This is a genomic window from Listeria sp. ILCC797 (assembly GCF_900186185.1).
Classification (GTDB): Bacteria; Bacillota; Bacilli; order Lactobacillales; family Listeriaceae; genus Listeria; species Listeria goaensis.
In genome coordinates this window covers 1-23,910 of the sequence record NZ_FYBS01000011.1, presented here as the reverse complement: position 1 = coordinate 23,910, position 23,910 = coordinate 1, and the positions used below count along the sequence as shown (strand labels likewise).

Sequence of the window (23,910 nt, the reverse complement as noted above, 5' to 3'; positions counted from 1 at the left end):
CCTACCTTTACACTTTTTCAATTGGCGCGAATTCGGCCAGTAATCGTTTAATTCCAGTTGGACTTGGGAAAGCGATATCGAGTTCCATATTGCTACCTTCCCCTTTTACGCTCACAACAGTTCCAGTTCCCCATTTTTTATGGGTCGCTTTGTCGCCAACAGACCAACCAACTTTTTCAGCACCGCTCGTTTGGTAATTCGCCACTTGTTTCGTGTTGATTGTGGAACGTTTGAACGGCACTTCTTTTAATTTATTTTCGTTGCCTGTTTCAAGCAAATCTTGTGGGATTTCGCCGATAAATCGGGATTCAACGTTGGCTGCTGAACGCCCAAAAATCATGCGCGAATAGGCGCTCGTTAAGAACAATTCTTCTTCTGCCCGCGTAATCCCTACGTAAGCTAAACGACGTTCTTCTTCCATTTCATCTTCTTCAAAAAGAGCGCGCGAATGTGGGAAAATGCCTTCTTCAAGGCCGACTAAAAAGACAACTGGAAACTCGAGCCCTTTTGCTGAGTGAAGCGTCATCAATGTGACCGCGCCAGTTTGCTCTAAGTCGTCTTCTAATTGATCCACATCGGCAACAAGAGCCAAGTCCGTTAGAAACGCGATAAGCGACTTATCTTCACTTTCTTTTTCGAAGTTTTGCGTAACAGAAAGGAGCTCGTCAATATTTTCGAGCCTCGTCTGCGCTTCAATCGTTCTTTCATTTTTCAGCATGTCACGATATCCCGTTTTATCCAAAACTTGCTCTACAAGCTCGGTTACAGAGAGAAATTCTTGCATTTGACTAAAGCCGCGAATTAAATCGTGGAATTCGACCAACTGTTTACTCGTTTTCGCGGGAATGCCGGCGAGTTCGATGCGATTTAACACTTCAAATAAAGTTAAGTCATACGCGTTCGCTGTACTTGCTATTTTGTCGAGCGATCCAGCCCCCACCCCGCGCTTCGGCACGTTAATGATGCGCGACAAACTAATGTCATCTTCATTGTTTGAAATGAGGCGCAAATAAGCTAAAATGTCTTTAATTTCTTTACGGTCATAGAATTTTGTGCCGCCGACCATCGTGTAGGCCATGTTCGATTTCATGAAGAATTCCTCCATGACACGCGACTGGGCGTTTGTTCGGTACAGAATTGCAAAATCAGATAATGGTCGATTTTTGTTTGCCACTTCTTCTTGAATTTTACTTACTACATAGGAAGCCTCTTCTTTTTCAGTGAGCGCTTTATGATAGAAAATTTTGGCGCCTTCGTCATTGCTCGTCCACAAATTTTTCGCTTTGCGGTTACGGTTATTTTCAATCACACGGTTTGCCGCTTCTAAAATCCGTTTTGTCGACCGGTAGTTCTCTTCAAGCAAAATCATTTGCGCCTTTGGATAATCCTTTTCAAACGACAAAATGTTGGAAATATCAGCACCGCGCCAGCCATAAATCGACTGATCCGAGTCCCCGACGACGCACAAATTCTGAAGTCTTGCCGCGAGAAGTTTCACGAGCAAATACTGCGCGTGGTTCGTATCTTGATATTCATCTACGTGAATGTATTGAAATTTTCGCTGATAGTACTCTAAAACATCTGGTACGCGCTCAAATAAGCGAATCGTCACCATGATTAAATCGTCGAAATCGAGCGCCTGATTCTTTTTCAATTTCTTCTCATACGCTTCGTAAACTTCTGCAACCATATTATCATAGTAGCCACTCGCCTCGCGCTTATACTCCGCCGCGTCCATCAATTCATTTTTCGCGTTGCTAATGGAAGCAAGTATCCCGCGTGGCTCATATTTTTTTGAATCAATATTTTTGTCTTTTAAAATACCTTTAATAACGGAAAGTTGATCGCTACTATCTAAAATTGTAAAATTGCGCTCGTAGCCAATTCGCTCGATGTCGCGCCTTAAAATGCGGACACACATGGAGTGAAATGTAGAAATCCAAATTGATTCCGCTACACCACCAAGAAGCCCGACAACTCGCGCTTTCATTTCGCGCGCCGCTTTGTTTGTAAACGTAATCGCCAAAATGTTATACGGATTCACTTCGCGCTCTTTGATTAAATACGCAATTCGGTGCGTTAAAACACGCGTCTTCCCACTACCAGCTCCTGCCATAATTAAAAGCGGTCCTTCCGTTGTTTCTACCGCCCTTTTTTGCTCCTTATTAAGTCCTTTTACAAGTTCTTCACTGTTTAATTGCATTTTTTATCCACCACCACACAAACATTTGTTCTTATTTTATCATATCTTCCTCGCACCTGCTAGCACGAGCTGAAACTTGCGCCGTAACAAGCGCTTCTTCTAAATCTTCATAAATTAAATTACCCACGATGATGACATCAGCCACTTCCGCCATTTCTTTTGCATCTGTAAGCGAGCGAATGCCCCCACCATACCATAATTTCGTTTCCTTAAGCACAGCTTTGACTGCCCGCAAAATTGTCACGTCACCAAACATGCCACTATATTCCACATAAAAAATCGGTAGGTGGAAAAAATGTTCTGCTAATTCAGCGTACGCCGCAACAGTTTCTGCTTCCAAATTGGTCAGCGCTCCGGTTTTAATCGCCGCTTTTGCCTCCGGATTTAAAATGACGTAACCAACTGGCGAAATACGCCTAAATGGGACGTGCGGTGCATATTCACGCAATAAGTCAACGTGTAAACCATGCGACCAAGTTGTATCAAGCGTATTTAAAACCATCGGAATTAAAAATTGGTCAGCCAGAGGTAAAATCATATCTGGCGTACTTATTTCCAAATAAAGTGGCAAGTCGGTTTCCATAAAACGTTCGTACGTTTCTGTGACATTTTCTAAAGTAATTCCATCTGTCCCGCCAATAATAAAACCATCTGTCTCACTTTGTAAGAGCATTTGAACCGCTTCATCAGACAATGGTTTGGCTGGATCAATCTTAAATAAATGACGCACACGCATAGACTCCCTTACTAAAATTCCAATTTTAATCGCTAGACTAATCTATTATAGCATTTGTTTGTTTTTCATTCATCTGTTCAAACGAGAATTTAACTTTTTTTGAACTTTTTCTAAAAACTTGCTCCAAATAAAAGACTTTTTTGATATGATTAACGTTACATCACTTTGAAAGGGGAATTTTATGCATCAAAAAGAAAAATGGGGTTCTAAAATAGGCTTTATATTGGCATCGGCTGGATCAGCTATCGGGATTGGTGCCATTTGGAAATTGCCATATGTAGCGGCAACAGCAGGCGGAGGAGCATTTTTTCTACTTTTCCTCGCCATCACGCTCCTTGTTGTTATGCCTATCTTAATGGCCGAATTTATTATCGGTCGCAGTTCAGGCGGTGACGCCATTTTAGCTTATAAAACACTCGCTCCAAAATCAAAATGGAACTTACTTGGAAAACTAGGCGTTGTTGGCGCAAGTATTCTGTTTTCTTTCTACAGCGTTGTAGGTGGCTGGATTATTACTTACCTCTTTAAAGCCTTATCAATGAGCTTAGCGGGTGCCACGCAAACTGAATTACTACAGGAATTTAGTCGCACAACAGCCAACCCGTACCTTTCACTTATCGCTACCTTCATTTTTATCCTACTAAATGTTTTCGTTATTAACCGCGGAGTCGTATCTGGAATCGAGAAAATGAGCAAATTTATGATGCCGGCACTTTTTCTATTATTTCTTGTCTTGATTATTCGCTCATTAACGCTTGACGGTGCGATGAGCGGCGTACAATTTTTCTTGAAACCTGACTTCACACATATGACAGCCAACACGATTTTAATCACGCTCGGGCAAGCCTTCTTCTCACTAAGCGTTGGTATCTCGGTTATGGTCACCTACAGTTCTTACTTAGATAAATCTGTCAGCTTGCCGCAATCTGCCATTTCTATCGCTCTTTTGAATGTCTGTGTTTCGCTTCTTGCAGGGCTCGCTATCTTTCCAGCAGCCTTTGCATTCGGAATCACGCCTGACGCAGGCCCCGGCTTATTATTCGTCATCCTGCCATCGATTTTCAACCAACTGCCATTTGGAACATTCTTCTTTGTCATTTTCCTTATTCTGTTCCTTTTTGCAGCCCTTACGTCAAGCTTTTCCATGCTCGAAGCAACGGTAGCACCGATTATGTCCAGCGGCGTTTCTCGAAAAAAAGCAAGTACGTGGATGGGAGTGCTTATCATGATTATGGCCGTTCCGTCGGCGCTTAGTTTCGGCGTGTGGAATGATATTCACCTCTTCGGCCTTACCTTCTTTGAATTCGCAGACTATCTCGTTTCCAATATCATCCTTCCAGTCGGCGCCTTATTCATTTCCATTTTCGTCGGTTACCGACTGCCTAGACAGCTTTTACAAGATGAATTTACGGCAAGTAGCCATTTTGGCAAAAAAACCTTCATTGTCTGGCTTTTTATCATCAAATACATTGCTCCTATCGCGATTATCTTTGTCTTTCTAAGCGCGACTGGGATTTTAAAATTATTTTAAAACTAAAAAACCTGAAGGTAACGTATTTCAAGTACGTTACCTTCAGGTTTTTATTTCTGACTGATTAAATAGCGATTATTAAATTATGCTGTAATTCTTACTGTGTTAGTAGCCACAACAGCGCCACTAGCATTATATCCCTTCATAATAACCTCATCCGTAACGCTTGTTACATCGCGTTTAATATAGTAGCTATACGTACCCGTGTTATCCACAGGAATCTTAGAAAGTTGTGTCCCATTCACGGTTGCAGAAATGTATTTCACATCTCCTGAATAGGTTCCAATAACTGACTTGTCCCCAATTCGATAGCTATTCGATGTAATGTCACTTGTTAATCGAACACGAACTGGCGCTTCTGCAACTTGTACTTTTTCCTGATTGTAAGCCACAATGGATACTGTATCTGTAAGAGATGTAATATTAGGACGAGCATAGTAGGTATACGTGCCGTCTGATGGAACTGGAATCCTACTCAATAATGTTCCATTCACTTTCAACGCAATATATTTTACGCTTCCTTCATACGTCCCTGATATATATTTATCTTGATGTAAGAAAAAGTCATTTGCTGCAATTGCATTATTTTGTGGTGGACTTAGAACCACATTGACTGGTTTTTGATCGACAACATTTCCAGCAGCATTGTACCCTTTCACAGAAACTGTGTCGCCCGTTGCAATTTTATCTTTAGCATAGTATCTCCATGTTGTCGTATTTATCACGGATGTTCTCGAATACTCTGTTCCATTCACAACCAAGGATACATATTTCACATTGCCTGCATACGTTCCTTCTACATATGAGTCTGAAATAGCATAGTAATTCGGATTAACCGTAATTGTCCCACCTAAACTCCCTGGTCGATATAAGTCTACTTTCTTCCGTGAAACTTCGGTATTTTCCGAATTGTAACCGATGACAAACACTTCATCTGTATCTGCATTTGTAATGTTTGAACGTGCATAATAGCGGAATTTACCGTCTGCTTCAACTGGAACTTTAGAAAGCGTTGTTCCATTCACAGAAAGTCCTACTTTTCTTACCGAACCCGTATACGTTCCTTCCACATAAGCATCAGTCCCCACTACAAAGTTATTCGGGGAAACCGCTCCAATTTTTAGTTGCCCATCTTTTAAATTTACTCGTGCGCGGTCTAGTTCTCTATTTGCTGAATCAAGTCCAACTAAATAGACTGTTTGATTTATACTTGTAATATTATTTTTAGCATAGTAAGTGAAGCTTCCTGTAACAGGAACCTTAGATTGTTGAACGCCGTTCACTTCTAGGCAAACTCTCTCCACATCACCTGTTACTTCTGCTTGAATGCGACTATCATAGCCTACATAAAAGTCTTGTTTCACGGTAACCGTACCACTTTTTGCTGCTTGTGTAACTGTTGTATGGGCATTAGACGTTTTATCACCTGCTGTTACAGTGGCAGTTACGACTGTTCCGGCTACTTGCGCTGGAATCGTCAAACTGTAAGCGCCATCTGAAGCAATTCGACCACTCGCAAGTTGATTATTATGCTGGTCTTTCAGCACAATTGTTGCATTCGGTTCACCTGTTCCTGTCGCTACTCTCGAGTCTACATTTAATGGATTAATAGTAGTTTGAGCAATATGCTCATTCGTTACAGTCGTAAAAGCACTAGACGTTTTACCACCTTGTGTCACTGTCGCCGTCACAACTGTCCCAACCATTTGTTTTTGAATCGTCAAGCTATAACGACCATCTGAGCCTACTCGCCCTGTTGCAAGTTGATTATTATTTTGATCTTTTAACACAATCGTCGCATTCGGTTCTGCGGTTCCTACGGCGATTACCGAATCTGTGTTTAATGGCTCAATGGTTGTTTGAGCAAGGTTACCTTGTGCAACGGTTGTATTCACACTCGATGTCTTACCATCTGCTGTTGCCGTTGCTGTCACAATTGTTCCTGAAACTTGTTTCGGAATTGTTACACTATAACGACCATCTGAACCGACTCGACCCGTTGCAAGTGTTGTCGAACCTGCTTTAATTACAATCGTCGCATTTGGTTCTGCGGTTCCCTCTGCTTTGACAGAATCCGCATCTAATGCATTAATGGTTGTTTGTGCGATGTTTCCTTGTGCAACAATTGTATCTGCACTTGATGTTTTCCCGTTCAATGTTGCCGTTGCTGTCACAGACGTCTCTGCCTCTTGCCTTGGAATCGTTATACTGTAACGACCATCTGAACTTGCTGTACCCGTTCCAAGCGTTGTCGAACCTGCTTTAATTACAATCGTCGCATTCGGTTCTGCAGTTCCCTCCGCTTTGACAGAATCTGTATTTAACGCACTAATGGTTGTTTGTGCGATATTTCCTTGTGCAACAGTTGTATTTACACTTGACGTTTTCCCGTATGCCGTTGCAGTTGCCGTCACAACGGTTCCTACTGCTTGTTTTGGAATCGTCAAACTATATTGCCCATCTGCAGCTACTCTCCCTGTACCAAGCGTTGTCGAACCAGCTTTGATTTCAATCGTTGCATTTGGTTCTGCAGTTCCCTCCGCTTTGACAGAATCCGTGTCTAACTCATTAATAGTTGTTTGATCAAGAGCTGCATCCAAATCCATCAATGATACATTTCCAATATTTATTGTACCTTCCGTACCAATTGCATCTTTAAAACCAAGTACTTTTAATTCAATCCGCATCGTGATGTCTGCAGGAGCAGTGACAGTTGTCGTATAATTTCTTGCTGTAGGACTCGTGACAGGTAACCAATCACTGTTTGATATCTCAACATCATTATTATTGAAGTCTGATGTCCGTACTTGGATATGTTCTAAATCCGATCCAGAAACATACTTATAATCCACAGACAAACGATATCTGTGTCCCTCTATAACCTCTACATTTTGTCCTAAAAAAGCAATATGTCCATTATTTATAGCCCTTTTATGTGTAACGTTAATACTTCCATCACTTTGAGGAGCCATATAATTATCCAAGTATTCTCCAGAACCGCCGTATATCCTATAATTTTCCATATAATAAGCTCGGCCCGCTGAATACCTACCTTGTACATCCCAATTTGTAATCAAATTTCCGTCCCCTACAAATCCAGGATTTTGCAGTAAGTTACTTGTGACTGAAGTTAATGAACTATTTAGCCCAGCCTCCTGTGCATGGCCTTCAGTTGCTTTTGCATTATATGGCAATGAAGTAGCAATTGTTGATGCAAACAGGGTCGCTACTAAAGTACTAATCACCGTTTTCCTTAATCTAGATTTCTTAATTTTCAATATTCAATTCTCCTTTCGAGCGTTTTAGACATGGCAAAAAATAGGGGGGTCGCATCAGGACACCTCTAATCCTAATCGTTTCCTATTAGTCCCCTCGTCTATTATACTGTCTAATTTTTTAACACAATCCTCCTTTTTTAATCCTCTAATCACTGTAAGCTTTTTTCATAGTAACATTTAAAATTTACCGAAAAAAGCCAGAAAAATGGATTTTCAAAAAAAAAATATATAAATTTTGTGACAGATTTTCTTCATTTTCACTTCGATTCTCAAGCCCAAACGGACCGATAATCATTGCTACAAGAAGAAGTACACAATTGGCACGATGAGATTCCACTCTGGTCTAGCTCAACCGCTCACTCATTGTACTTATTCACTTCCATTCGACCTTTTCGATAACTTTTCCCCTGTAACTTTAAATCGCGCCAAATTATGCTTTTCAGATTTTGAAGGGTGACGAGAAGCGTATTACGATGATTCACTTGCCCAGATTGCACCTTTAAAAGCGAAAGTTTTGGCGACACCAGTTTATTATTTTCTTGTATAGCTACACCAATTGCATACGCCAAGCTAGGAGGATTTTCTTCTTCCAAAATTGAACAAACTGGTATTTTATGTATAAATTGTAACAATTTCCATCTAAATACCTCTAATAAACTTAAATATTGACTTAAAAACCTCCTTTTTTCCAAAAATGCTTTATGTTATAATGAAATCTGATTTTAGTGAGGTTTCGACCTATATGGAGGAGATGAACAGAGAAAACTTGCCGAAATGAAGATGAAAAAGAACACCTAAGAACGATTATTTTAGTCAAATAAGGAGATTAGTTTTATGATAACAAAGCAACAGACGACTCTTTTAAAAGGGATAGCTATTTTTATAGTAATCGTGTCACATATATGCTATAAAAACTTTGATAATTACCATTATATTGGTCCGATTTCTGTGTGGATATTTTTAATTCTTTCAGGATATGGACTAACGGCCTCTGCTGATAAAAACGGTTTATCCAAATACTATAAGCGTTATGTCAAAATCATTATCCCATACTGGATTTTTAGTATTTTTAAACTGATTTTTGTAGCCATTATTTTCCAGCAAACTTTTTCGATGAAACAATTATTTTCAATCATGTTTTTCTTTGACATCGGGCGTGACTTAGATCCGACGATGTGGTTTGTACTATTTATACTATTTTGGTACACGTTATTCTTAATCGCGCGCTTACTTGTAAAAAATCGTGTATTACAACTGATTATATTATTACTCGGTTCAGTCAGCATCGTGTTTATTGACGAATACTGGTTATTTTATTCCATCGCCTTTCCGGTTGGGGTCTTCCTGAAAAGAGAAGAACACTGGTTAGCACCTATGAAAGATAAATTATTAGCAAAAGCCTCAATAAAGTGGGGCAGCCTAATTGCATTAACGGTTGTGTGCGTATTTTTATACTTCACTTCTAACATTCCAATGGCATCCTTTATGTGCTTTATCGGAGCGCTCCTTGTCATTATGGTAGTCCAGTCTTTCCATGTGAAAAGTAAATTCTTACTATTTTTGGGTACTTGGTCCTTCTTCCTTTATCTAATCGAAGGCTTCCCGAGTTATTCTTTCGATTTAGTAGGCTACTTCAATCCAATGATAGTCGGCTTACTTGTTTACCTTGCCTTTACTTTTATCATAGGTATTTTGCTTGGTAAATTCAGTAATAAGATTTTGAAAATGTTACGTTAATTGCTAATCATTAACCGCCTATTCTTAGGCGGTTTTTTTGCACAAAAAAGAACTTGCGTTAGCAAGCTCTCATTTTTTTATTTTGTTTTAGACTAAATCGCCATCAAAATAAGACTCAATACACAAATCCACATACCAGAAAGTCCGATGGAAATTCCGATGTAATTTTTTGCGCGCACATTGAAAAGTGTTGTGAAACTAAAACAAATAATGAATATCCAGTGCCATAACATGCTGAAATTCAGTCCGACATTTTGGATAATCATATCGATTGAAATATACATAACGGCGAGAACCAAAATGGCGATAATCGCAGTTTGGAACCCTTTACTTGGTTTCTTCTTCATTTATATCCTTCTTACTTCGTTTCCATTCGGTTGAACACAACTTCATACATGTCGTTACCGTAGTTTAGCGAACGTTTTACACGTGAAATCGTTGCGGTGCTTGCACCTGTTTCTGCTTCAATAACATTATATGTTTTTCCTTCTGAAAGCATTTTAGCAACTTGGAAGCGTTGTGACATCGACTGAATTTCATTCACAGTGCAGACATCATCAAAGAAAGCATAACATTCTTCAAGCGTTTCGAGCTTTAAAATACCATTAAAAAAAGCATCCAAACCTTCCCCACGAATCTTTTCTATTTGCATATTTAGATAACCTCCGTTCCTCTACTTGTACTTTCATATTTTAACGTACCAACGCATGAAAAAGCAACTACTTTATTTCTGTAAAAGGGAAAAGCGGATTTGCCAAATCGCTCATCCGCTTGTTTTATCTTATTCAGCTTTCGCACCTATGTCAATTCGGTAGAAGAAATTTGGATTGTCTAGTTTCTTCATTTCCGCATATAAAATTTGACGTGCTTCTTTCATTGTATTTGCAAAAGTTTGAAGAAGGAGTACTCGGCCACCATTTGAAATGAGATTGCCGGCAGTGTCCAATTTTGTTCCAGCATGATAGATTGCGATTTCTGGGCTGACTTGGTCAAGGCCGGTTAGCAATTGGCCGGTTTCGTATTGTTCGGGGTAGCCCTTGCTTGCAAGGACGATGCCGAGGTGAATACCTGCTTTTTTAAAGCGTACGTCGGGAGTCTCATTTTTTAGAAGTGCGAAGATGAGCTCGGCGAAGTCGCTTTCTAGGCGCGGGAGGACGACTTGCGTTTCTGGGTCTCCGAAGCGCGCATTAAATTCGATGACTTTCGGACCTTCATTTGTGGCAATCAAGCCGGCGTAAAGGATACCTCGGAACTCACGCCCTTCTTCGACCATTCCTTTTGCTGCGGGAAAAAGAATCGTTTGAATGGCTTCTTCGACCAATTTTTCTGGTATATGTGGAACGGGTGAATAGGCGCCCATTCCGCCTGTGTTTGGGCCTTTGTCGCCGTCATAGGCGCGTTTGTGATCCTGGGCGATGGGCATCGGATAGACTTCTTCGCCGTTTACAAAGGCCATGAGGGAAAATTCTTCGCCTTCTAAAAATTCTTCGATGACGACTTTTTGTGAGGCTTCACCGAATCGTTCTTCTAGCATCATTTCCTTTAATGCGAGTACGGCTTCTGGCATCGTCATTGCGACAGCAACGCCTTTTCCGGCGGCAAGTCCGTCCGCCTTAATCACAATGGGGACTCCTTTTTCCTCCAAATAGGCTTTCGCTTCTTTGTACTTGGTGAAGGTCTTCGAGTTTGCGGTTGGAATCGCGTATTTTTGCATGAACTGTTTGGCGAAATCTTTGCTTCCTTCGATGAGAGCGGCGGCTTTTGTTGGACCGAACGCGAGCAAACCAGCTTCTGTGAAAGCATCCACTACGCCTGATAAAAGCGGGATTTCTGGGCCGACGACCGTAAATGCGACGGCTTCTTCTTGCGCGAAGTGAATTAGTGCTTTAGCGTTTTTTTCTTGAATGTCCACGCAGTGCACGCCGCTGTTTTTCATGCCGTCATTTCCTGGGGCACAAAAAACGGTGTCAACGTCACGCGAGGAAAGAAGTTTTTGACAGATGGCATGTTCTCGGCCACCACTACCAATTACGAGTACTTTCATCTTTTCACTTCCTTTTTAATGTTTAAAGTGACGAACTTGTGTTGTAACCATTGCAATACCGTGTTTATTTGCCATTTCAATGGAATCCGCATCTTTAATCGAGCCGCCTGGTTGAATGATTGCGGTAATGCCGGCTTCTGCTGCAGCAAGAACCGTGTCATTCATTGGGAAGAAAGCATCGCTCGCTAGTACTGCCCTCTGTGCGTTCACGCCAGCTTGACTTAGCGCAATTTTTGCCGCGCCGATGCGATTCATCTGTCCAGCGCCGACACCGAGCGTCTGGCTAGCGTTTCCGACAACAATCGCGTTTGACTTCACATGTTTCACAATTTTCCACTGCACAAGAAGCGCGCGCATCTCCTCGTCAGTCGGTGCTTTTTCCGTCACAACCGTAAACGTCTCGGGATCAGCCACAAAAGTATCACTATCTTGGACAAGCAAGCCGCCGTTCACAGACGTTTTTTCCAAGCTCGGCGCAAAACTCGACATGTCGACCGAAAGCAAACGGATATTTTTCTTTTTGGTTAAAATAGCTAACGCGGCGTCAGAAAAACTTGGCGCAACAATGATTTCCAGAAAGATTTCACTTAGCTTTTGCGCAGTTTCCACGTCAACCTCACGATTTAGCGCGACAATGCCACCAAAAATCGAGGTTTCATCCGCCTCGTACGCCTTTTCATACGCCTCAAAAATCGTCGTACCGACACCAACGCCGCATGGGTTCATATGTTTCACGGCCACTGCTACAGGTTCTGTGAATTCGGCTGCAATTTTAAGCGCAGCGTCTGTATCGCGAATGTTGTTGTAGGATAGCTCTTTGCCGTGGAGCTGTGAAGCGTGTGCCACACTATGAACGTCCGCCAGTGGTTCTTCGTAAAAAGCCGCCTTTTGGTGCGGGTTCTCACCGTAGCGTAAACTTTCTTTTAGGTCATATGTTAGCGTGAGCTTTTCAGGGAATTCCTCTTCCGTCAAGAAGCCCGCGATTAGCGCATCATAGGAAGCCGTATGGCGGAACACTTTTGCGGCAAGTTTCGCACGAGTTTCGGGTGTCACGCTGCCGTTTTCAAGTTCAGCTAAAACAGGCGCGTAGTCGGCCGCATCAACTAAAACCGTCACCGCCTGATAGTTTTTGGCCGCCGAACGGAGCATCGAAGGGCCACCGATGTCGATATTTTCAATGGCTTCGCTAAGTGCCACATCAGGTTTCGCAATCGTTTCTTGGAAGGGATATAAATTGACGCAAACTAAATCGATCGGCTGGATACCGTGTCGTTTAGCCTCATTCACATGCGTTTCTAGGTCACGCCGAAATAAAAGGCCACCGTGAATCATCGGGTGGAGGGTTTTCACGCGTCCGTCTAGCATTTCTGGAAACTCCGTCACCGCTTCAATTCCGGTGGTTAAAACGCCGTTTTCCTCCAAAATTTTCTTCGTTCCGCCAGTTGAAATAATCTCAAAGTCAAGTTGTACGAGTGCCTTCGCGAAGGCTACCACGCCTTCTTTGTCCGACACACTAATGAGCGCTCTTTTCATTTATTTAAACTTCCCCTCTACTAAATTTTTCACCACTTTGGGGTAAAAGATATGTTCGATTTCGTGAATTTTCGCCGTGAGTGACGCCTCCGTATCTGTTGCAAGGATTGGAATGCTTTCGCGTGCAATCACTTCGCCCGTATCCATGCCCGCATCTACAAAATGTGCGGTGACGCCCGTCTCGTCTGCCCCGTCTGAAAGCGCCTGTAAAATCGCATCTTTGCCCGGATATTTCGGCAAAAGTGACGGGTGCAAATTGACAATTTTATTCGGATACTGGTCGAGTAGCGTTTCGCCGATGAGGCGCATGTAGCCAGCCAAGACGATAAAGTCTACCTGTTTCGCTTCTAGCTCGGCTAAAATGGCGGTTTCAAATTCCGCTTTATTCGCGTAAGCTTTCGGCTCAAACAGAAATGTCGGCACGCCAAATTGCTTGGCCCTCTCGAGCACCCCGGCGCCCGCTTTATCACAGACGAGCAGGACGATTTTATCCCCGACATCGCTTTTCATGAGCGCTTCGAAATTCGTTCCCGAACCTGTTGCAAAGACGGCGATATTCATTTCGTTTCGCCCCCAATAAATGTGACGGCTACCGTTTGTTTCTCCGTGACGCGCCCAATTTTATAAGCCGGCTCGCCTAGCTCCTGCAATACATGTAAAACGTTCGCCGCTTCATTTTCTGGAACTGCTAGCACCATGCCAATTCCCATGTTGAAGATGTTATACATTTCCATTTCATCTAACTGGCCGCGCATTTTAAGGCTACTGAAAATCGGCAGTTCAGGCCAAGAGCCACATTTAATTTCCGCCGCCAAATTTTCGTTTAGCATTCTCGGCAAGTTTTCAATAAAGCCGCCGCCCGTGATGTGCGCAATGCCATTCACCTTGCTTTGCTTTAAGACTTCTAAAACAGGCTTTACGTATATTTTTGTCGGTTCTAACAAGTAGTCCACAAGTTCCCCGTCTGGGAGTTCTGGAAGCTTGGCATTCAATTTTAGAGCGCCATCTTTGAAGTAGATTTTTCGAACGAGCGAGTAGCCATTGCTATGAATGCCGCTTGAAGGAAGCCCAATTAAAACGTCACCCGCCTGAACGGCATCAGCCTGAATCAATTTGCTTTTTTCAACAGCGCCAACAGTAAAGCCAGCTAAATCGTAATCGTCCGCCGCATACATATCGGGCATTTCAGCGGTTTCCCCGCCGATAAGCGCGCACCCTGAAAGCTCGCAGCCAGTCGCCACACCTTTCACAATTTGTTCCATTTTGGACGGCGTGTTTTTCCCTGTCGCAATATAATCTAAAAAGAAAAGTGGCTCGGCGCCTTGTGCGAGTATATCGTTTACACACATAGCAACGCAGTCAATCCCAATTGTATCGTGTTTTCCAGCAGAGATCGCCACAGCGAGTTTTGTTCCAACACCATCTGTGCCTGATACTAAAACAGGTTCTTTTAATGCGAGCTCACTTAAATCAAACATACCACCAAAAGAGCCAAGTGCGCCCATAACGCCTAATCGCTCTGTCCGCGCAACATGTTTTTGAATGCGTTCCACGACTTCGTAGCCTGCATGGACATCAACGCCTGCCTTACTGTATGCATTTTCCACTTTTTAACACTTCCTCGTTTTATTTTTTTTGATCTTCTAGGCTTTTCAAATACTCCGCTTCATAATCATATAAATCAGTTGGATAGTCGCCGTTAAAATACGCCATACATAAACCGCCGTACGGCTCATTCGGATAAGGTTTGCCGACTGCTTCCACAAGCCCCTCTTCACTTAAATAAGTGAGCGAATCAGCGCCGATAATTCGGCAAATTTCATCGACACTATGGTTTGCCGCAATGAGTTCGTTGCGTGTTTGAATATCAATGCCGTAAAAACACGGGAACGCAAGGGGCGGGGAAGCAATTCGGACGTGCACTTCTCTGGCGCCAGCTTCGCGCAGTAGTTGAACAATACGCTTACTCGTTGTTCCGCGCACAATGGAATCGTCAATCATGACGACACGTTTACCTTCAACGACACCGCGAACCGCCGACAATTTCATGCGCACCCCTTGTTCCCTTAGCTCCTGTGAAGGCTCAATGAACGTTCTGGCCACGTACCTATTTTTAATCAAACCGAGCTCGTAAGGTAACCCAGATTCCTCCGCGTAACCGATTGCCGCTGAAATGCTCGAATCAGGTACACCTGTCACGACATCAGCGTCCACGAAAGCTTCCTGTGCGAGCCGTTTGCCACTACGCTTTCTCGCCGAGTGCACGTTAATCCCCGCAATATTTGAGTCGGGGCGTGCAAAATAAATGTACTCCATGCTACAAATCGAGTGCTTGACTTCTTTGGTGAAAACGTCAATGTGAAGTCCGTCATCATCAATCACAATGAGTTCGCCTGGTTCAACGTCACGGACAAATTCTGCACCTACCGTTTCAAACGCGCATGTTTCCGATGCAACGACGTAACTGTCGCCAATCCGGCCAATCGAAAGCGGACGGAAGCCGTTCGGATCTAGTGCGGCAATCATCGCATGTTCCGTAAGAAGCATATAGGCAAAGCCGCCTTTCACACGGTTTAGCGCCACTTTCAAATCTTGAATGAAGTCCCCCGTCTGACTGCGCTTAATCAGATGCGCCAGCACTTCCGTATCCGAACTCGTTTGGAAAATCGCCCCTTCTTTTTCCAGTTCCGCACGTAGCGATGAAGCGTTAATTAAATTGCCGTTATGCGCAAGCGCCAATGAAGAGTTTTGAAAGTGGAACAAAAACGGCTGCACATTGCCTAAACTTTTGCCTCCTGCCGTCGCATATCGCACATGCCCAATTGCCCCCGTTCCTTTTAACCCATCAAGCTCTCCGTGTTTAAAAACGTCCGCAAGCAACCCTAAATTCCGGTGCCCCTTAAGCGTCAGACCGTCCGTTGACACAATCCCAGCGCCTTCTTGCCCGCGGTGTTGCAAACTGTGCAAGCCGTAATACGTAATTTCCGCAGCAGCCGGGTGATTCCAAACGCCAAAAATTCCACATTCCTCGTTCAAACCTTTTATTTCAGCAAGCATGGCAAAGCCCCTTCCCAAATTTCGCGCAAACTTTCCGTAGATACAACCACTTCTTCTTTTTTGGAAGAAATCATTAGCACAGCGTCTTCCGTCACCACTCCAACTTCATGCACATTTTTGTTCGCGAAAATTTCCTCAAATTTCGCTTTGTCCGCTTGTTTCACCGACACAATAAAACGAGATTGTGACTCACTGAAAATCATTTCAAGTTCAAATGGCACAGCCACTTTCGCCCCGTAATTGCCTTTAAATGCCGCCTCCGCGAGTGCCACTGCAAAACCGCCTTCTGAAATATCATGCGCACTTTGAACAAGTCCAGCTTGAATCGCTTGAAGTACCCCCGCCTGGTTCGCCTGTTCCACATCTAAATCAAGCCGCGGAGCACGCCCAGAAATCTTACCTTGCAAGAGCTTTTGCAGTTCCGAGCCATTATATTCAGCGAAAGTGTCACCGACCAAATAAATCGCATCACCTGCCGCCTTAAAATCTTGCGTCGTAATATCTTTTATATTTTCAACCAAACCAACCATACCAATTACTGGTGTCGGGTAAATCCCCGTGCCGTCCGTTTCATTATACATCGACACATTCCCCGAAATAACTGGTGTATCAAGCGCAAGACACGCCTTACTAATGCCGTCTGCCGCTTTCTCAATCTCCCAGAAAATTTCCGGTTTGTCCGGATTTCCAAAATTAAGGCCGTCCGTAATCGCAAGCGGTTTTGCACCACTCGCCACAATATTACGCGCCGCCTCGCTTACTGCAATCGCACCACCAAGCTCCGGGTCAAGATACAAATACCTTGAATTGCAATCCGTCGTCATCGCAATCGCCTTCTCCGTTCCACGCACACGTACAACCGCCGCATCACTACCCGGCACAACCGCCGTACTCGTGCGCACTTGGTAATCATATTGCTCATAAATATACCGCTTACTCGCAATTGTCGGTTGAGCCAAAAGCTTTTCCCAAGTTTCTTTTAGGTTTAAAAGATTAGGCCGAAATGGCGTTTCATTTTGAAACTCTTGGTAACGTTTTGGTTCACTTGACGGTTTGTGATAAACCGGTGCATCTTCCGCAAGAGCATCAACCGGCACACTCGCCACAACTTCCCCGTGATGAATAATCGTGTACATTTTATCATCCGTCACTTCGCCAATTGTCACCGCATGCAAGCCGTAACGCTCAAACAATGCTACAATTTCCGCCTCATGACCGCGCTTCACACATAAAAGCATCCGCTCCTGCGACTCCGAAAGCAGCATTTCATACGCGGACATATGCGTTTCCCGTTGCGGCACATCGTCCATCACAAGACGCAGACCAGTTCCCGCCTTCGATGCCATCTCCGAACTCGAACTCACAAGTCCCGCTGCCCCCATATCTTGAATCCCAACTAAAATATCCGCATGCTTCTGAATGACTTCCAAACAAGCCTCTAAAAGCAGTTTTTCCATAAACGGATCGCCAACTTGAACCGCTGAACGCTGCTGTTCGCCTTCCTCACTAAATTCCACCGAAGCAAACGTCGCCCCGTGAATTCCGTCACGCCCCGTTTTGGCGCCAACGTACATGACCGGATTGCCAACACCAACTGCTTGCCCTTTTTGAATATCTTCTTTTTTGATTAAACCCACACACATGGCGTTGACCAGCGGGTTCTTCGAGTAGCACGTTTCAAATTGTACCTCGCCCCCAACCGTCGGAATCCCAATTGAGTTTCCGTAACCTGCAATGCCTGCCACAACTTCATTTACCAAGTATTTCGTATGCGGATTATTTAGTTCGCCGAAACGAAGTGAGTTCAGCATCGCAATTGGACGAGCGCCCATCGAAAACACATCGCGAATGATTCCGCCGACTCCAGTTGCCGCACCTTGATATGGCTCCACGTATGACGGGTGGTTATGACTCTCCACTTTAAAAGCCACGCCTAGTCCGTCCCCAATGTCAACAATTCCAGCTCCCTCACCCGGGCCTTGTAAGACTTGCTGCCCTTCTGTTGGGAATTTTTTCAAAACCGGTTTGGAAGTTTTATAACTACAGTGCTCCGACCACATGACCGAGAAGAGGCCTGTTTCGGTGTAGTTCGGCTTGCGCCCGAGAATGGAAACGATTAAATCGAATTCGCTATCCGTTAAACCCATTTCCTGATATATTTTTTGCTGTGCGATTTGGTCCATCGTTGGTTCATTTGCTAGCACTTTCGCTCGCCTCCTTCATAGAACTGACAATCGATTGAAATAATTTCAAGCCGTCCACACCGCCGACAATTTCTTCGACAGCTCGCTCTGGATGTGGCATCATGCCAAGCACGTTGCCGCGTTTATTCACAATACCAGCGATATTCGCCGCGCTACCATTTGGATTTTCAGCCGCATACGTAAAGACAATTTGCTTGTTCGCCTGAAGTTCCGCAAGCGTTTCTGCATCGCAATAATAATTGCCTTCCCCGTGTGCCACGGGAATTTGGATTTCTTCACCAGCTTGATAGCTAGACGTAAAAAGCGTATCCGCATTCTCAACTTGAAGCGGCAACGTTTTACAAACAAAATGCAAATTGCGATTCCGAATGAGCGCGCCTGGCAACAAGCCGCATTCCGTTAAAATTTGAAATCCGTTACAAACGCCTAGAACGGGACGCCCCTCTTCCGCAAAACGCATCACTTCTTTCATAATATTCGCAAATTTAGCGATGGCGCCCGTGCGTAAATAGTCCCCGTATGAAAAGCCACCCGGAAGAAGTACCGCATCAAATCCAGCAAGCGACTTTTCAGCGTGCCACACGTATTCGGCTTCCTCACCTAGCACATCTCGGATAGCATGAAGCATATCTAAATCGCAATTTGACCCCGGAAACTGAATCACAGCAAATTTCATTCTTATGCCTCCTCAATTTCGTAACGATAATCTTCCATCACTGGATTCGTTAACAATTTATCACAAAGTTCATCCAACATAACGCGTACATCACGGTCCGTTTTTTCAACTTGAAGCTCCATATATTTTCCAATCCGAACGTCCTGAACACTCGCATACCCCATACTAATAGCCGCCTCGTTCACCGCGTCCCCTTGCGGATCAAGCACACTTTTCTTTAACGTCACATAAATTTTCACATTATACATTACTTCATGACCTCCTCAAGTCGCGATAAAACTTCATCATAAACTGTAATTAAATTCCCAATATTCCGACGAAAGACATCCTTATCGAGCCTCTCCCGCGTCTCTTTATCCCAAAGTCGGCACGTATCCGGCGAAATCTCATCCGCAAGCAAAATCTGACCTGCCGCATCGCGTCCAAATTCAAGTTTAAAATCAACAAGCGTAATCCCCATTTTTTCAAAAAGTTCCTGTAATTTACCGTTCACTTGAAGCGCGAGAGCCTTAAGCGTTTCAATTTCCTTCCTATCGCAAGCACCGAGAAAAACAACGTGGTCATCATTGATGAAAGGATCGTCTAGTGCATCATTTTTAAAATAAAATTCCACAATCGGCGTATCAATAAGTTCCCCCTCGTCCCTGCCAAGCCTTTTCGCAAGACTACCCGCAAGCACATTTCGCACCACCACTTCCAGTGGAATGATGTCCACCTTTCGAATCAATTGTTCCGTTTCAGAAATTTGTTCAATAAAGTGACTCGGAATTCCCTCGTTTTTCAAATAACGAAAAATAAGCGAAGTAATGTTGTTATTGCGTATTCCTTTTCCCGCAAAAACTTCTTTCCTTCCGCCGTTTAATGCCGTTGCATCATCTTTATATTTCGCACGGAGCACATCCGCTTTTTCTGTCGTAAAAAGTTCCTTCGCTTTGCCTTCGTAAATGAGTTCGTCTGTCACTTAAAATCTCTCCTTTTGAAAAAAGTAGCCTCACTCGCCTAATAAAAGACGAGCAAGTCGTATTTTAAAGCCCTAAACGGTTAAAAATTAAATCTACATTTTTAAGATGATAGTGATAATCAAAGCAGTCATCAATCTCTTTTTCCGAAAGTAATGCGGTAATTTTCGGCTCATTTTCCACAAGCGTTCTGAAAGACGTTTTCGTTTCCCACGCTTCCATCGCTTTTGGTTGAACCGTATCATATGCCTCTTCCCTCGCCATTCCTTTATCAATTAAAGAAAGTAAGACGCGCTGTGAATAAATTAGACCTAGCGTCGCATCCATATTTCGCTTCATATTGTCAGGAAATACCGACAAATTTTTCACAATGTTTCCAAAGCGACTTAAAATATAATCAAGTAAAATGGTCGCATCCGGTAAAATAATTCGCTCCGCCGAGCTATGTGAAATATCGCGTTCATGCCATAGCGGCACATTTTCATACGCCGTCATCATATGTCCGCGAATTACGCGTGCAAGCCCCGTCACGTTTTCCGAGCCAATCGGATTACGCTTATGCGGCATCGCCGAACTCCCTTTTTGGCCTTTCGCAAAAGCTTCCTCCACTTCACGAACTTCACTTTTCTGAAGGCCACGCACCTCAACCGCAAATTTTTCAACAGACGTTGCAATTAAAGCAAGTGTTGCGACATATTCCGCATGTCTGTCGCGCTGCAGTGTCTGCGTGGAAATTGGTGCCGGCGTAGTGCCTAAGTGCTTACAAACATATTCTTCGACAAAAGGGTCAATATTCGCGTACGTGCCAACCGCACCAGAAATCTTACCAAATTCAACGCCCTTCGCCGCATAATCAAATCGCTCTAAATTACGCTTCATTTCCTCATGCCAAAGTGCAAGTTTCAACCCGAATGTCGTCGGCTCCGCATGAACGCCGTGTGTTCTACCCATCATGACCGTGTTTTTATGTTCCCGAGCTTTGTCAGCCAAAATTTGAATGAAGTTTTCCAAATCTTTACGTAAAATTTCATTCGCTTGTTTTAATAAGTAAGAGTTTGCTGTATCCACCACATCCGTTGACGTTAAGCCGTAGTGCACCCATTTACGTTCAGCACCAAGCGTTTCAGAAACCGCACGTGTAAAAGCCACCACATCATGACGCGTTTCAAGCTCAATCTCTTTAATCCGTTCAACATCGAATGTCGCATGCTCGCGAATTTTAGCTACATCCGCTTTTGGAATATCGCCAAGCTCTGCCCATGCCTCACAAGCTAAAATTTCAACTTCAAGCCAAGCCTTAAAGCGATTTTCCTCCGTCCAAATTTTGCCCATTTCCTCTCTCGTATAACGTTCAATCATGCGCCTTTAGTCCTCCATCTATTTCCAAATTTTCGTTTCTTCTAAATCAATTAATACAGCGCTTGGATCATTCGCTAAAATCGTAATATGCCCCATTTTGCGGTCGCGCTTCGCTTCTTTTTTCCCGTAATAGTGCACATACCAACGCGAATAATCACCCATCTGTTCATTTACGCCTTCCACATGCTGCCCTAAAATGTTAATCATGACTGCTGGCTTAATCAATTCCGGCTTTAAAAGCGGCAAGCCAACAATTGCCCGAATATGCTGCGTAAACTGCGAAATATTACATGCTTCAATCGTATAGTGCCCCGAATTATGCGGTCTAGGCGCGAGCTCATTCACATATAGCGCACCAGACGCTGTCACAAACATTTCAACCGCCAAAACGCCTTCTAAGCTTAAAAACTCGGCCAATTTCACAGCAATGGCTTGCGCCTCCTCGTGGACATCGGCTTCTAGTTTTGCCGGCACAACGGATGTATGCAAAATATTATTGCGATGCACATTTTCACTTACTGGAAAGGTTTCAATTTGCCCCGCAGCATTTCGAGCTACAACAACAGAAACTTCTTTTTCAAACGGAATAAAAGCTTCGAGCACACACGAACCATATTTTAACACTGGAAGGGTTTTATCCACATCTGCCTCACTACGGAGAATAACTTGACCTTTTCCATCATATCCGCCCCGCGCCGTTTTCACAACAGCTGGATAGCCAATACTTTTAATCTGTTCCAAAATATCCTCTTTATCAACAACAACCGCATAAGGAGCAATGTTCACATTCACAGACTCCAAATATGCTTTCTCTAAAATCCTATCTTGCGTAATCGACAAAAGCTCAGAGCCTTGCGGAACTTTCACCATATCTTCCACTTTTGCAAGTGCTCCGTAATCTACATTTTCAAACTCATACGTCACGACATCTGACTTCGCCGCGAGCTCGCGTAACGCCTTAATATCATCATATTCCGCCACAATCTGTTCATCACAAACCTGGCCACAAGGCGAATCAAAAGTTGGGTCTAAAACAATCACCCGATACCCCATCGCTTTCGCACTAAGTGTCATCATTCTGCCTAGTTGTCCACCGCCAATTATGCCAATTGTGCTATTCGGTAATAAAAATGTGTTATTCAAGTTTATCACTACTTTCTAGTACAGTTTCCTCTAGTGTAGCACGTCTTTTCGCTAATCGGCTAGCAATTAAATCATTAGAAATTGATAAGATTTGTGCAGCCAGTAAACCAGCATTCACAGCACCGCTCTCACCAATTGCAACCGTAGCAACTGGCACACCAGCTGGCATTTGTACAATTGAAAGAAGTGAATCCATTCCATTCAGCGCCTTCGATTTAACCGGCACACCAATAACAGGTAACGTCGTCTTCGCCGCAACCATTCCTGGTAAATGCGCCGCTCCGCCAGCACCTGCAATAATCACTTTTATTCCATTTTCTCGCGCCGCCTCCGCATAACGAAACATTAAATCAGGCGTACGATGCGCCGAAACAACCTTCTTCTCATAAGAAATCTCCAGCTCATCCAGTATCTCACAAGCCTTTCGCATCGTTTCAAAATCCGAGATACTCCCCATGATGACACCAACATCCGCAGACATTTACGGCTCAACTCCTTCTATAAAAGTGAATTTCCGTTTCAACACCTTAATTCTAACAATACAAACCTTAATTGTCAATTAAAAATCGAACGTTTTTATACTTCTAAAACCGAACGTTCGGTTTTTGCTTAATTATAAAAAAGTCCCGCCAACCAGCAGGACTTCACTTCATTCGTTTTCGCACACTCTTAACCCAAAATCCACCATGAATTTGTTTCGGCTCTGAAGAAACAATAAATGCCTTTTCATCAATCGCCACAATTTCCTTATAAAGCTTCCGTTCATTTTTCCGTGGTGTCAAAATCTCGAGCATCATCCGCTCACCATCTCGACCATTCGCAAGCCAACTTGTCACCCCGTAACCCAAATCCCGAATCTGGTTCGGCAAATCCAAATTGTACTCCTGCGTAATCACGTTCACCGTAATATAACCTAACGCCAAACGTTCCTCGATTTTCATACCGATAAACAATCCCACGCCAAATCCGACTGCATATGCAATCACATTCGCGATATTATTTAAGTTATCAAGCACCAAACTAAGCGCCACCACGTACACAACCATTTCAATAACGCTCACAAAAGCCGCCAAATAACGATATCCCTTCATTGTTAGCAACAATCGCACCGTTGAAATCGCGACATATAAAATGTTCACAATAAAAATTGTAAGCACAATACCAATTGCCCCATGAACCATCCTAATCCCCACTTCCTTTAAAACCAAACAGACTTACCTACTTATCCATTCTACACTATCCCTATTCCATTTTAAATACCACCTTAAACACTTTCTAAAAAAAAGTATTAAAAAAAGGCTCAGAAAATTTCTGAGCCTTCCAATTGCCCGGCAGCGACCTACTCTCACAGGGGGAAGCCCCCAACTACCATCGGCGCAGAGAAGCTTAACTACCGTGTTCGGGATGGGAACGGGTGTGACCTTCTCGCCATAACTACCAGACAATGAAA

The 23,910-nt window shown here is 43.5% G+C and carries 21 protein-coding genes and 1 rRNA gene; 2 read left to right on the top strand and 20 right to left on the bottom strand.

Annotated features, from left to right (window positions below; genetic code table 11):
* Positions 1 to 7: 7 nt before the first annotated feature.
* Both pcrA and BN1609_RS11230 read right to left on the bottom strand, forming a co-directional pair.
* Entirely contained in the window at positions 8 to 2,203 is a 2,196-nt protein-coding gene (gene pcrA / locus BN1609_RS11235; protein WP_088816210.1) for a DNA helicase PcrA, read from the bottom strand.
* Between the two features lie 31 nt (positions 2,204 to 2,234).
* Positions 2,235 to 2,933, bottom strand: coding sequence for a heptaprenylglyceryl phosphate synthase (locus tag BN1609_RS11230; protein ID WP_088810930.1), 699 nt, complete (start codon positions 2,931 to 2,933; stop codon positions 2,235 to 2,237).
* Between the two features lie 187 nt (positions 2,934 to 3,120).
* Between BN1609_RS11230 and BN1609_RS11225 the strand changes: the two genes are divergently transcribed.
* Complete coding sequence (locus BN1609_RS11225) at positions 3,121 to 4,470, top strand: sodium-dependent transporter (protein ID WP_088816209.1); 1,350 nt, start codon at positions 3,121 to 3,123, stop codon at positions 4,468 to 4,470.
* Between the two features lie 83 nt (positions 4,471 to 4,553).
* On the opposite strand, the gene BN1609_RS11220 is transcribed toward BN1609_RS11225, so the two are convergent.
* The gene (locus BN1609_RS11220) at positions 4,554 to 7,748 is read right to left on the bottom strand and encodes an immunoglobulin-like domain-containing protein (protein ID WP_088840863.1); all 3,195 of its coding nucleotides are present in this window, start codon (positions 7,746 to 7,748) and stop codon (positions 4,554 to 4,556) included.
* Positions 7,749 to 8,104: 356 nt separating this feature from the next.
* Entirely contained in the window at positions 8,105 to 8,380 is a 276-nt protein-coding gene (locus tag BN1609_RS11215) for a WxL protein host-binding domain-containing protein (RefSeq protein ID WP_159457903.1), read from the bottom strand.
* A gap of 202 nt (positions 8,381 to 8,582) precedes the next feature.
* On the opposite strand from BN1609_RS11215, the gene BN1609_RS11210 reads away from it, so the two are divergent.
* A complete protein-coding gene (locus BN1609_RS11210; protein WP_088810855.1) occupies positions 8,583 to 9,485 on the top strand; it encodes an acyltransferase family protein in 903 nt (300 codons plus the stop codon).
* Positions 9,486 to 9,577: 92 nt separating this feature from the next.
* On the opposite strand, the gene BN1609_RS11205 is transcribed toward BN1609_RS11210, so the two are convergent.
* The 16 genes from BN1609_RS11205 to rrf form a co-directional block, all read right to left on the bottom strand.
* A complete protein-coding gene (locus BN1609_RS11205; protein WP_088810854.1) occupies positions 9,578 to 9,832 on the bottom strand; it encodes a hypothetical protein in 255 nt (84 codons plus the stop codon).
* Between the two features lie 11 nt (positions 9,833 to 9,843).
* Positions 9,844 to 10,137 (bottom strand): YerC/YecD family TrpR-related protein, encoded by a 294-nt coding sequence (locus BN1609_RS11200; RefSeq protein WP_088810853.1) that lies wholly within the window; start codon positions 10,135 to 10,137, stop codon positions 9,844 to 9,846.
* Positions 10,138 to 10,266: 129 nt separating this feature from the next.
* Positions 10,267 to 11,529, bottom strand: coding sequence for a phosphoribosylamine--glycine ligase (purD, locus tag BN1609_RS11195; RefSeq protein ID WP_088840862.1), 1,263 nt, complete (start codon positions 11,527 to 11,529; stop codon positions 10,267 to 10,269).
* A gap of 15 nt (positions 11,530 to 11,544) precedes the next feature.
* The gene (gene purH / locus BN1609_RS11190) at positions 11,545 to 13,062 is read right to left on the bottom strand and encodes a bifunctional phosphoribosylaminoimidazolecarboxamide formyltransferase/IMP cyclohydrolase (RefSeq protein ID WP_088840861.1); all 1,518 of its coding nucleotides are present in this window, start codon (positions 13,060 to 13,062) and stop codon (positions 11,545 to 11,547) included.
* Entirely contained in the window at positions 13,063 to 13,623 is a 561-nt protein-coding gene (purN, locus tag BN1609_RS11185) for a phosphoribosylglycinamide formyltransferase (protein ID WP_088810850.1), read from the bottom strand. It lies immediately after the preceding gene.
* A complete protein-coding gene (gene purM / locus BN1609_RS11180; protein ID WP_088839228.1) occupies positions 13,620 to 14,669 on the bottom strand; it encodes a phosphoribosylformylglycinamidine cyclo-ligase in 1,050 nt (349 codons plus the stop codon). The genes purN and purM overlap by 4 nt, the downstream gene beginning before the upstream one ends.
* Positions 14,670 to 14,688: 19 nt before the next feature.
* Positions 14,689 to 16,119: an amidophosphoribosyltransferase gene (purF, locus tag BN1609_RS11175; protein WP_088810848.1), complete on the bottom strand. Its 1,431-nt coding sequence runs from the start codon at positions 16,117 to 16,119 to the stop codon at positions 14,689 to 14,691.
* Positions 16,104 to 18,302 carry a phosphoribosylformylglycinamidine synthase subunit PurL gene (gene purL, locus BN1609_RS11170; RefSeq protein WP_088840873.1) on the bottom strand — a complete coding sequence of 733 codons (2,199 nt, stop codon included), beginning with the start codon at positions 18,300 to 18,302 and terminating at the stop codon, positions 16,104 to 16,106. The genes purF and purL overlap by 16 nt, the downstream gene beginning before the upstream one ends.
* Before the next feature lie 7 nt (positions 18,303 to 18,309).
* Entirely contained in the window at positions 18,310 to 18,999 is a 690-nt protein-coding gene (gene purQ / locus BN1609_RS11165; RefSeq protein WP_088816202.1) for a phosphoribosylformylglycinamidine synthase subunit PurQ, read from the bottom strand.
* Between the two features lie 2 nt (positions 19,000 to 19,001).
* The gene (purS, locus tag BN1609_RS11160; RefSeq protein ID WP_088810846.1) at positions 19,002 to 19,247 is read right to left on the bottom strand and encodes a phosphoribosylformylglycinamidine synthase subunit PurS; all 246 of its coding nucleotides are present in this window, start codon (positions 19,245 to 19,247) and stop codon (positions 19,002 to 19,004) included.
* Positions 19,247 to 19,960 carry a phosphoribosylaminoimidazolesuccinocarboxamide synthase gene (gene purC / locus BN1609_RS11155; protein WP_088839225.1) on the bottom strand — a complete coding sequence of 238 codons (714 nt, stop codon included), beginning with the start codon at positions 19,958 to 19,960 and terminating at the stop codon, positions 19,247 to 19,249. The genes purS and purC overlap by 1 nt, the downstream gene beginning before the upstream one ends.
* Positions 19,961 to 20,024: 64 nt before the next feature.
* Positions 20,025 to 21,317 carry an adenylosuccinate lyase gene (gene purB, locus BN1609_RS11150; RefSeq protein WP_088810844.1) on the bottom strand — a complete coding sequence of 431 codons (1,293 nt, stop codon included), beginning with the start codon at positions 21,315 to 21,317 and terminating at the stop codon, positions 20,025 to 20,027.
* Between the two features lie 18 nt (positions 21,318 to 21,335).
* Positions 21,336 to 22,460 carry a 5-(carboxyamino)imidazole ribonucleotide synthase gene (purK, locus tag BN1609_RS11145; RefSeq protein ID WP_088810843.1) on the bottom strand — a complete coding sequence of 375 codons (1,125 nt, stop codon included), beginning with the start codon at positions 22,458 to 22,460 and terminating at the stop codon, positions 21,336 to 21,338.
* Positions 22,453 to 22,941, bottom strand: a complete 489-nt coding sequence (purE, locus tag BN1609_RS11140; RefSeq protein WP_088810842.1) for a 5-(carboxyamino)imidazole ribonucleotide mutase — start codon at positions 22,939 to 22,941, stop codon at positions 22,453 to 22,455. The genes purK and purE overlap by 8 nt, the downstream gene beginning before the upstream one ends.
* Before the next feature lie 163 nt (positions 22,942 to 23,104).
* Complete coding sequence (locus tag BN1609_RS11135) at positions 23,105 to 23,641, bottom strand: DUF2179 domain-containing protein (protein ID WP_088810841.1); 537 nt, start codon at positions 23,639 to 23,641, stop codon at positions 23,105 to 23,107.
* 145 nt (positions 23,642 to 23,786) lie between these two features.
* Positions 23,787 to 23,902: ribosomal RNA gene (rrf, locus tag BN1609_RS11130) — 5S ribosomal RNA — on the bottom strand.
* Positions 23,903 to 23,910 lie beyond the last annotated feature (8 nt).

What these genes read in the sequence shown, in the direction of transcription:
- pcrA (WP_088816210.1), bottom strand. Translation starts at nt 2,203, where the DNA reads ATGCAATTAAACAGTGAAGAACTTGTAAAAGGACTTAATAAGGAGCAA.
- BN1609_RS11225 (WP_088816209.1), top strand. Translation starts at nt 3,121, where the DNA reads ATGCATCAAAAAGAAAAATGGGGTTCTAAAATAGGCTTTATATTGGCA.
- BN1609_RS11210 (WP_088810855.1), top strand. Translation starts at nt 8,583, where the DNA reads ATGATAACAAAGCAACAGACGACTCTTTTAAAAGGGATAGCTATTTTT.
- BN1609_RS11205 (WP_088810854.1), bottom strand. Translation starts at nt 9,832, where the DNA reads ATGAAGAAGAAACCAAGTAAAGGGTTCCAAACTGCGATTATCGCCATT.
- BN1609_RS11200 (WP_088810853.1), bottom strand. Translation starts at nt 10,137, where the DNA reads ATGCAAATAGAAAAGATTCGTGGGGAAGGTTTGGATGCTTTTTTTAAT.
- purD (WP_088840862.1), bottom strand. Translation starts at nt 11,529, where the DNA reads ATGAAAGTACTCGTAATTGGTAGTGGTGGCCGAGAACATGCCATCTGT.
- purH (WP_088840861.1), bottom strand. Translation starts at nt 13,062, where the DNA reads ATGAAAAGAGCGCTCATTAGTGTGTCGGACAAAGAAGGCGTGGTAGCC.
- purN (WP_088810850.1), bottom strand. Translation starts at nt 13,623, where the DNA reads ATGAATATCGCCGTCTTTGCAACAGGTTCGGGAACGAATTTCGAAGCG.
- purF (WP_088810848.1), bottom strand. Translation starts at nt 16,119, where the DNA reads ATGCTTGCTGAAATAAAAGGTTTGAACGAGGAATGTGGAATTTTTGGC.
- purL (WP_088840873.1), bottom strand. Translation starts at nt 18,302, where the DNA reads ATGGACCAAATCGCACAGCAAAAAATATATCAGGAAATGGGTTTAACG.
- purQ (WP_088816202.1), bottom strand. Translation starts at nt 18,999, where the DNA reads ATGAAATTTGCTGTGATTCAGTTTCCGGGGTCAAATTGCGATTTAGAT.
- purS (WP_088810846.1), bottom strand. Translation starts at nt 19,247, where the DNA reads ATGTATAATGTGAAAATTTATGTGACGTTAAAGAAAAGTGTGCTTGAT.
- purB (WP_088810844.1), bottom strand. Translation starts at nt 21,317, where the DNA reads ATGATTGAACGTTATACGAGAGAGGAAATGGGCAAAATTTGGACGGAG.
- purE (WP_088810842.1), bottom strand. Translation starts at nt 22,941, where the DNA reads ATGTCTGCGGATGTTGGTGTCATCATGGGGAGTATCTCGGATTTTGAA.
- BN1609_RS11135 (WP_088810841.1), bottom strand. Translation starts at nt 23,641, where the DNA reads ATGGTTCATGGGGCAATTGGTATTGTGCTTACAATTTTTATTGTGAAC.